Annotated in this window: 7 protein-coding genes and 1 other RNA gene; 2 read left to right on the top strand and 6 right to left on the bottom strand. The window is 59.0% G+C overall.

Translation table 11 applies throughout. From position 1 onward, the window contains the following. Positions 1–346: 346 nt before the first annotated feature. Positions 347–444, bottom strand: an RNA gene (gene ffs / locus HNR62_RS04790) — signal recognition particle sRNA small type. Between the two features lie 80 nt (positions 445–524). Beyond that, positions 525–2,252: an SLC13 family permease gene (locus HNR62_RS04785; protein WP_204794933.1), complete on the bottom strand. Its 1,728-nt coding sequence runs from the start codon at positions 2,250–2,252 to the stop codon at positions 525–527. 121 nt (positions 2,253–2,373) lie between these two features. On the opposite strand from HNR62_RS04785, the gene cysD reads away from it, so the two are divergent. Both cysD and cysN read left to right on the top strand, forming a co-directional pair. Continuing rightward, entirely contained in the window at positions 2,374–3,273 is a 900-nt protein-coding gene (cysD, locus tag HNR62_RS04780) for a sulfate adenylyltransferase subunit CysD (protein ID WP_204794932.1), read from the top strand. Next, a complete protein-coding gene (cysN, locus tag HNR62_RS04775; protein ID WP_204794931.1) occupies positions 3,273–5,195 on the top strand; it encodes a sulfate adenylyltransferase subunit CysN in 1,923 nt (640 codons plus the stop codon). Before cysD ends, cysN begins: the two co-directional genes overlap by 1 nt. A 241-nt stretch (positions 5,196–5,436) precedes the next feature. Here the strand turns inward: cysN and HNR62_RS04770 are convergent, their stop codons facing one another. The 4 genes from HNR62_RS04770 to aroC form a co-directional block, all read right to left on the bottom strand. Beyond that, positions 5,437–5,733 (bottom strand): YfcL family protein, encoded by a 297-nt coding sequence (locus HNR62_RS04770; RefSeq protein WP_204794930.1) that lies wholly within the window; start codon positions 5,731–5,733, stop codon positions 5,437–5,439. A gap of 3 nt (positions 5,734–5,736) precedes the next feature. Beyond that, the gene (locus HNR62_RS04765) at positions 5,737–6,867 is read right to left on the bottom strand and encodes an ATP-NAD kinase family protein (RefSeq protein ID WP_204794929.1); all 1,131 of its coding nucleotides are present in this window, start codon (positions 6,865–6,867) and stop codon (positions 5,737–5,739) included. A 15-nt stretch (positions 6,868–6,882) separates the two neighbouring features. Continuing rightward, entirely contained in the window at positions 6,883–7,407 is a 525-nt protein-coding gene (locus HNR62_RS04760; protein WP_204794928.1) for an elongation factor P hydroxylase, read from the bottom strand. Between the two features lie 120 nt (positions 7,408–7,527). Continuing rightward, the gene (aroC, locus tag HNR62_RS04755) at positions 7,528–8,613 is read right to left on the bottom strand and encodes a chorismate synthase (RefSeq protein ID WP_204794927.1); all 1,086 of its coding nucleotides are present in this window, start codon (positions 8,611–8,613) and stop codon (positions 7,528–7,530) included. Positions 8,614–8,617: the final 4 nt, after the last annotated feature.

The following is an 8,617-nucleotide window of genomic DNA, read 5'->3' as shown; positions in this document are numbered from 1 at the left end:
ATGGCGCGGTTCCATGGTGTTGCCACCAAGTACCTAGATAACTATCTGGCTTGGCGGCGATTCTTTGAAACTCACACTAACCCGAATGAAAACAGTATCTTATTGGCACAGACACAGTTAACTCATACATAGCCAATGTAATTGGTATAATCCGATAAACGTCTGATAATTAATATTTTTTAGCAAAGGTGCAGGCGGTTCGCCAGGGTGTTTTGGTGTTCGTCAGGCAGGTGGAGGCTCGTCGGCAATACGCACGAGTCGTCAATCTCAGTCAGAGATAGCAAAGCAGCTAAAAATACTACTGGGGAGGTATTCGAGGAAAAATCTGGAATAAATTGGAGGTGACCGCCGCCAGCCACATCCCGGCACTCAGAGGTTCCTGCCTTGGTTGCTCCCTTCCGGGCCTGGCCTGGTAAACAAGATTCTGATGCGAGAGGACCAACGGGGTCACCATCGAAGAAAAGCCAGTGTAGCAAAGATTTGTTTGATTGCAATAAGTCACTGACTGTTTGCGGGTTTATTGCTCAAAACGGATGCATCAGCGGCACCAGGGTGATGACTCCGGCCGAATACAGCAGGCTGATCGGCAACCCCGTCTTCAGGTAATCCACCATGCGGTAGCGCCCGGGCGAATACACCATCAGGTGGGTCTGGTAGCCGAACGGTATGAGAAAACAGGCACTGGCGCCAAAGGCCACCGCCATGATAAAGGGCATGGGATCGGCACCAAAGGCGCCGGCGGTCGAGAGCCCGATGGGAAACACCAGGGCGGCGGCGGCGTTGTTGGTCACGACTTCGGTCAGGATCAGCGTAATCACAAATACCCCGATAAAGGCGCCGTATACGCCATAACCACTGGACACACTGCGTACCGCATCGGCCACCAGCTGGGCCCCGCCCGAGCTTTCCAGCGCCTTGGCCACGGTGAGCGCCGAGCCGATGATCAGCCACAGCTCGAACGGAAAACGCCGGCGCAGCTCGCTCAGGGTGAGAATACGGGTCACCAGCAGTGCCGCCAGCAATACCAGCAGGCCGTTCAGCAGGGGCACCATGTCCACGGCCGCCAGGGCAAGCACCACACCAAAGCCGCAAAAGGCCAGCAGGCTCTGGCTCTTGCGCAACTTGGGCCGCTGCAGGGTGCCGTTGATCACATGAAAGTTGCGGTCTATGTTGCGTTGATCGGTAAAGTCCGGCCCCACCGCCAGCAACAGGCTGTCGCCCACCCGCAGCGGTATCAGCCCAAGCTTGCCGGTTAAGCGGCGCCGGCCACGGCGAATCCCTACCACACCGGCATTGAACAGGGTTCTGAAGTCCACCTCGCGCAGGGTGCGATTGGCCAGCTCCGACTCATGGCCAATCACCACCTCGACCAGGTTGGAGGCCAGCAGCCTGTCCACACCATTACCGAACAGCTGCAGACCGGGAAAACGCTGCAACGCCTGCACTTTTTCCACTTCACCGGTAAACACCAGCACATCACCCTGTTGCAACACTTCATCCGGCGATACCGGGCTCAGCAGCCGGTCGTGGCGCAATATTTCCAGCAGAAACAGCCCGTTCAGGTTACGCAACTGGTTGTCTTCGATGCTTTTGCCGATCAATGGCGAGTCGGCCATGACCTGGGCTTCGAGAAAATAGGACTGGGGGGCTTCCTGATCCTGCACCCGGTTTTGCGGCAGCAGGCGGGCGCTGAACATCAGCGCCAGAATGCAGAGCAGTGCCACCGGCACACCGACCAGGGTGAACTGAAACATACCCAGCGGCGGCAGGCCGGCGTTGATAACGAAGGAGTTCACCACCAGGTTGGTGGAGGTGCCCACCAGGGTGGTGACGCCGCCCAGAATGGAGGCGTAAGACAACGGGATCAGCAGGCGCGAGGCCGGAATATAGCGCTGGCGGGAAATGACCCCCAGCAGGGAGCCCACCACGGCGGTGTTGTTGAGAAAGGCGGAAAGAAAGGCGGTCAGTCCCATCAGCCGCAGGCTGGCCATCGACTCGCGCCCCCTGAGCAGGGTGTCCGATACCCGGTCGAGCAGCGGCGAACGTTCCAGCGCCAGCGACACCAACATCAGCACCAGCAGGGTGATCAAGGCCGGGTTGGAAAAACTGGTGAGCAGCGCCTGTTGTTCGGTCACTCCCAACAGCACATAACCCACCGCCCAGCTGGTGAACAACACCGCCGGTGGCACTCGCCCCTGGATCAGCAGCGCCAGCAAGGCGCCAATTGATGCTAATACCAAATATGCCGACATATATAACCACTCGCTCTTTAGCAGGGCTATCATTGTAACCATATATCAAATAAACTGAATACATAGATCATCTATAACATTTGGTTATTAGCATAATCCATAATCGAGAGCGGTATCACCTATGAATCTGACGCATCTGCAACGGCTGGAAGCCGAAAGTATCCACATCATGCGGGAAGTAGTGGCAGAGGCCGACAATCCGGTCATGCTCTACTCCATCGGTAAAGACAGCGCCGTGATGCTGCATCTGGCCATGAAAGCCTTTTACCCTTCCCTTCCGCCTTTTCCGCTGCTGCATGTGGACACCCGCTGGAAGTTTCGCGAGATGTACGAATTCCGCGACCAGATGGTAGAAAAACTGGGCATGGACTTGCTGGTACATGTGAACCCCGAGGCCATCGAGAAGGACATCAACCCCTTCACCCATGGCTCGGCCGTGCATACCGACATTACCAAGACCGAGGGCCTGAAACAGGCGCTGGACCAGTACGGTTTCGATGCCGCCTTCGGGGGTGCCCGTCGCGATGAGGAAAAGTCCCGCGCCAAGGAGCGTATTTTCTCGTTCCGTACCGCGCAGCACCGCTGGGATCCCAAAAACCAGCGCCCAGAGCTGTGGAAACTGTATAACGCCCGCAAGCAAAAGGGCGAGTCGATTCGGGTGTTCCCGCTGTCCAACTGGACCGAGCTGGATATCTGGCAGTACATTCACCTGGAAAACATTCCCATCGTGCCGCTGTATTACGCGGCCCAGCGCCCGGTAGTGGAGCGTGACGGCACCCTGATCATGGTGGATGACGAGCGCATGCCGCTGAAAGAAGGCGAAGTGCCGATGATGAAAAACGTGCGCTTCCGTACTCTTGGCTGTTATCCGCTGACCGGTGCGGTGGAGTCGGAGGCCGACACCCTGCCCGCCATTATTCAGGAAATGCTGCTGACCAAGACCTCCGAACGTCAGGGCCGCATGATCGACCACGACTCCGCCGCTTCCATGGAAAAGAAAAAACAAGAGGGCTACTTCTAATGGCGCACGTATCCGACCTCATCTCCTCCGATATCGAGCAATATCTGCAGGCCCACGAGCACAAGAGCCTGCTGCGGTTTATTACCTGCGGCAGCGTGGATGACGGCAAAAGCACCCTGATTGGTCGTTTGTTGTTCGAGTCCAAGATGCTGTTTGAAGATCAGCTGGCCGCCATGGAGGCCGACTCCAAAAAGTGGGGTACCCAGGGCGAAGATATCGACTTTGCGCTGCTGGTCGACGGCCTGGCCGCCGAGCGCGAGCAGGGCATTACCATCGACGTGGCCTACCGCTTCTTCTCCACCGACAAGCGCAAGTTCATCGTGGCCGACACCCCGGGGCACGAGCAGTACACCCGCAACATGGTCACCGGCGCCTCAACCGCCGACGCCGCCATTCTGATGGTCGATGCCCGTAAAGGCATTCTGACCCAGACCCGTCGTCACAGTTACCTGATGTCGCTGCTGGGCATTCGCCAGATTGTGGTGGCCATCAACAAGATGGATCTGGTCGACTATTCCGAGCAGCGTTTCAACGAGATCGTGGAAGAATACAGCCGGTTTGCCGAGCAGCTGGGCCTGACCAACATCACCTACATTCCGATGTCGGCGTTCAAGGGCGACAACATCATCGCCCACAGCGATAAAATGCCCTGGTACCAGACGTCCAACTACAGGGGCACCACCCTGATGGGCTTTCTGGAAACGGTGGAGGTGGACGACACCCGCATGCAACGCGCGCCCTTCCGTCTGCCGGTGCAGTGGGTCAACCGCCCCAACCTGGACTTCCGTGGCTTCTCCGGCTCCATCACCAGCGGTGTGATCAAGCCCGGTGACCGCATTCGCGTGCAGCCCTCGGGCAAGGAAAGCACGGTTGATCGTATCGTCACCTACAGCGGCGATCTGGAGCAGGCGGTGGCCGGCCAGTCGGTCACCCTGACCCTGGCGGATGAAATCGATATCTCCCGCGGTGATGTGATTTCCATCGCCGAGGCCCCGGCCGAAACCGCCGATCAGTTTGAAAGCACCCTGGTGTGGATGCACGACGACGCCCTGCTGCCCGGTCGCCCCTATCTGCTGAAGATCGGCACCCAGACCGTGACCGCCAGCGTCACCGACATCAAGTATCAGGTCAACGTCAACACCCTGGAGCACACCGCCGCCAAGCAGCTGGAGCTGAACGGCATCGGCGTCTGCAACCTGAGTCTGGACCGCGCCATCGCCTTCGATGACTACCAGACCAACAAGGACACCGGCGGCTTTATTCTGATCGACCGCCTCAGCAACACTACGGTGGCGGCCGGCATGCTGCACTTTGCCCTGCGCCGCAGCCAGAACATTCACATGCAGCATGTGGACGTGAACAAGGAAGCCCGCGCCCTGACCAAGGGCCAGCAACCGAGCGTGCTGTGGTTTACCGGCCTGTCCGGTGCCGGCAAGTCGACCATCGCCAACCTGGTGGAGAAGAAGCTGCACGCCCAGGGCCGCCACACCTACCTGCTGGACGGCGACAACGTGCGCCACGGCCTGAACAAGGATCTGGGCTTTACCGACGCCGACCGGGTCGAAAACATTCGCCGGGTAGCGGAAGTGTCGAAGCTGATGGTGGATGCGGGGCTTATCGTGCTCACCGCCTTCATCTCGCCGTTCCGTGCCGAGCGCCGCATGGCGCGTGAATCGCTGGCCGAGGGCGAGTTCATCGAGGTGTTTGTCGATACCCCGCTGGAAATCGCCGAAGAGCGCGATGTGAAGGGGCTGTACAAGAAGGCCCGTCGCGGCGAGCTGAAGAACTTCACCGGCATCGACTCCGCCTACGAGCAGCCGGAAGCGGCAGAAATCCATCTGGATACCACCGCCCTGAGTGCCGACGAGGCCGCCGATGCGGTCATCGCCGAACTGCGCAAGCGCGGCATCATCACCGCCTGAAGGCAGAGCATTACACAATAAGCAAAAAGGAGCCGTGAGGCTCCTTTTTTACACCTACAGCAGCCCCTCCCCGTTGAAATGAGGCCTGTAACAAACCTGTTTTCGTAGGGTCGATTTCAATCGACCAAGGGCCTGCCTCGATAATCCTTCTGGTCCAATAAATTGGACCACGGCATGGTATAACGCGCAAAAAGGCCGGATTGCTCCGGCCTTTGCTATGGAATGTTTGGTTCCACCGTGCTTATTCTGCAGTTGCGGTCGCCTGTTCTACTTTTTTCACCAAATCTGCCCAGAACGACTGCACCAGTTTCTGATCATCATCGTTCAGCTCACCGCTCAAAATGGCCTGGTTGAGGCTGGTGTTGACCCGGGCCTTTACATCTCGCACATGGTTGCGACCGGCGATTTCGCTCTGAGCCACCGACAGGGTGATGTGCCCGCGCAGGTAACCGCCGGCAAACAGCTGGTCGTCGGTGGCGGTGGCGATATTGCCGTCGATTTCTGCCAGCAGCAGCCGTTCAAACTCAAAAATATTCATCAGTTATTGCGCCTCGTCTTCCGGGTTTGCCACCCGCACCAGAACTTCATCATGATAGCCAGTGATCACTCGTATCAGGCCGCCAAGCGCTCGGTCCAGTTCGAAATCATTGGTGTCCACTCGCAACGGGCGGCCTTGCAGCGAATTAAGCTTGGTCTTGGTCGCCAGTAGCCAGATATTGTCGCGCCCCACGGCCTTGATCACCTCGGGGCTCAGCTGTTGATTGCCACGGCCGAAAATATGGCCCTGGCCCCCGATAAGGGTGATCACCAGCTTGCATTTCCTGTCCCTGATTTGTTGATACAGGCCTCTGGCGTCCAGATCCGAAGCCACCAGACGTTTCTGATAAACCAGATCCACGCCCAGCAAGGTATTCTGTAGCCCCAGCCGCTCCATCACCGCCGCCACTGTGCCGCCGGAACCCATGATGAAATAGCTGTCGTCGTCCTCTTCCATCCGCTCTATGATGTCGTCGGCCATGTCGGTCAGCACCAGCTCGTCCGACTCCACGCCGGACACCTTGACCGCCTGCACATAGCTGAGATCACCGGGGATCAGCATTTCGCCGTAACGGCGGGCATGTACCCGTCCTTCACGGAAGGCCGCTTCGTCGATGTCCATCACGTCCGCCGCCAGCAGACTGACCGGCTCGCCGCGCACCAGCCTGGCCAGCAGGCGGCCGGTGCCGGCGGGGGTGACGCCATAGACGCCGGAATGAATTTTCACCCCGGCGGGAATACCCAGCACACAAAGGGTGTCGGGAGCGGCGGCGCACACATCCCGGGCGGTGCCGTCACCACCGGCGAACAGCAGCAGGTCGATACCCTGCTCCACCAGGGCGATCACCGCGTTGCGGGTATCGACGGCGGTGGTGGGGCTGGCGGGCTGATAACAGATCTCGAAGGGCAATGCCTGCTCACGGCACACGGTTTCACCCATGTCGCCGGCTACCGTGTAGAAGGTTAACCTGTCGCTGAGGTCAGCCAGCTCGGCCAGCGCCAGATGAGTACGCTTGAGCGCCCTGGGTTCGGCCCCCAGCGCCAGCGCCTGTTCGGCCATGCCGTCGCTGCCCTTGAGTGCCACGCTACCGCCCAATCCCGCCAGGGGGTTGATAATCAAGCCAATCTTAAACATCTGTGCCCTCTTGTCTCAGCTAAAGTCGGCCGCCGTGAGTGCCGGGCGCCGGTAGTGTCGCCGCAACGCCGCCATCAGCATCTGGGCCCGGGGCGGAAAGCCCTGCTCCAGGTAACGCAGCGCCTGCTCCCTCACCTTCGCCTTGAAGGCGTGCCGGTCCGGTTCTACGCTGCCGTTGAGATTGTCGCAGCTCACATTGAAGTGAAAACCACAGCACAACGACAGTGCCCATTCGATGGCCTGGGGTTTGATTTCCACCGCTTCGAACGCTTGCTGCTGTTCACCATCACGACCATCCGGGCAATACCAGTAGCCGTAGTCTACCTGGGTGCGCCGACCCTCGCCCGCCAGCAGCCAGTGCGCTATTTCATGCAGGGCGCTGGCAAAAAAGCCATGCGCGAAAATAATGCGATGATGGTCTACCTCGGCGTTGGCCGGCAGATAGACGGGTTCGTCATCCCCCCGTTCGAGACGGGTATTGTACGTGGCGGCGAAGCATTGGTTAAACAGGGAAATCAGATCTCGATAGCAAAATGACATAATAAAAAAGCGGCCCTTACCAGGGTGTATCCCCAAGGGCCGCTATTCTACCCGCTGGCAGCAGGCAAGCAAGGGGTCAGCAGATCTACAGCTTACTCCTTACATTTCACACCTCACATTTCAACTCAGCTTCGGCGTTCCGGTATGTACCTCGGCGTTTTGGCCGCGATTGAGCAGCAGATGGTCGAGCAGCACTATGGCCAGCATCGCCTCGGCAATGGGCACGGCCCGTATGCCCACGCACGGGTCGTGACGACCACGGGTCACCAGCTCGGCGGCGTCACCGGTGGTGTCTATGGTGTTGCCCGGCACCATGATGCTGGAGGTCGGCTTGAGCGCTATGCTGGCTACTATGTCCTGACCGCTGGAAATACCGCCCAGAATGCCGCCCGCATGGTTGCTGGTAAAGCCGTCCGGGGTCAGTTCGTCTCTGTGCTCGGAGCCTTTTTGCTCTACCACCGCAAAGCCGTCGCCGATTTCCACACCCTTGACCGCATTGATGCTCATCAGCGCGTGGGCAATGTCGGCGTCCAGACGGTCGAATACCGGCTCGCCCAACCCGACCGGTACGCCCTGAGCAATCACCTGAATTTTGGCGCCGATGGAGTTGCCTTCTTTTTTCAGGTCGCGCATGTATTCATCCAGCGCGTCCAGCTTGCCCGCATCGGCAAAGAAGAAGGGATTGGTTTCAATCAGGCTCTTGTCGAACGCCTCGGCCTTGATGGGGCCCAGCTGGGTCAGGTGGCCAAAGATGGACACGCCGTATTTGGCCAGCACCTTCTTGGCGATGGCGCCCGCCGCCACCCGCATCGCGGTTTCCCGCGCCGAAGAACGGCCGCCACCGCGATAGTCGCGAATGCCGTACTTCTGGTGATAGGTGTAATCCGCATGACCCGGACGAAACAGATCCTTGATGGCGGAATAATCCTTGGATCGCTGATCGGTGTTTTCGATCAGCAGGCCGATGGAGGTGCCTGTGGTCTTGCCTTCAAACACGCCGCTCAGGATCTTGACCTGATCCGCTTCCCGCCGCTGGGTGGTAAAGCGGGAGGTCCCCGGCTTGCGCCGGTCCAGATCCTGCTGCAGGTCTTCTTCGTTCAGTTCTATGCCCGGCGGTACGCCATCGACCACGGCGCCCAGGGCCAGGCCATGGCTCTCACCGAAGGTTGAAACGCGAAAAAGGGTGCCGATACTGTTCCCTGCCATGAGT

This window comes from Oceanisphaera litoralis (assembly GCF_016907015.1).
Taxonomy (GTDB): Bacteria; Pseudomonadota; Gammaproteobacteria; order Enterobacterales; family Aeromonadaceae; genus Oceanimonas; species Oceanimonas litoralis.
Note: the sequence above shows the minus strand (reverse complement) of the source record. Positions and strands in the feature narration are given on the sequence as shown.

Bases quoted from the DNA above. Each gene is read 5' to 3' on its own strand.
- HNR62_RS04760 (WP_204794928.1), bottom strand. From the start codon at position 7,407: ATGTCATTTTGCTATCGAGATCTGATTTCCCTGTTTAACCAATGCTTC.
- aroC (WP_204794927.1), bottom strand. From the start codon at position 8,613: ATGGCAGGGAACAGTATCGGCACCCTTTTTCGCGTTTCAACCTTCGGT.
- cysN (WP_204794931.1), top strand. From the start codon at position 3,273: ATGGCGCACGTATCCGACCTCATCTCCTCCGATATCGAGCAATATCTG.
- cysD (WP_204794932.1), top strand. From the start codon at position 2,374: ATGAATCTGACGCATCTGCAACGGCTGGAAGCCGAAAGTATCCACATC.
- HNR62_RS04765 (WP_204794929.1), bottom strand. From the start codon at position 6,867: ATGTTTAAGATTGGCTTGATTATCAACCCCCTGGCGGGATTGGGCGGT.
- HNR62_RS04770 (WP_204794930.1), bottom strand. From the start codon at position 5,733: ATGAATATTTTTGAGTTTGAACGGCTGCTGCTGGCAGAAATCGACGGC.
- HNR62_RS04785 (WP_204794933.1), bottom strand. From the start codon at position 2,252: ATGTCGGCATATTTGGTATTAGCATCAATTGGCGCCTTGCTGGCGCTG.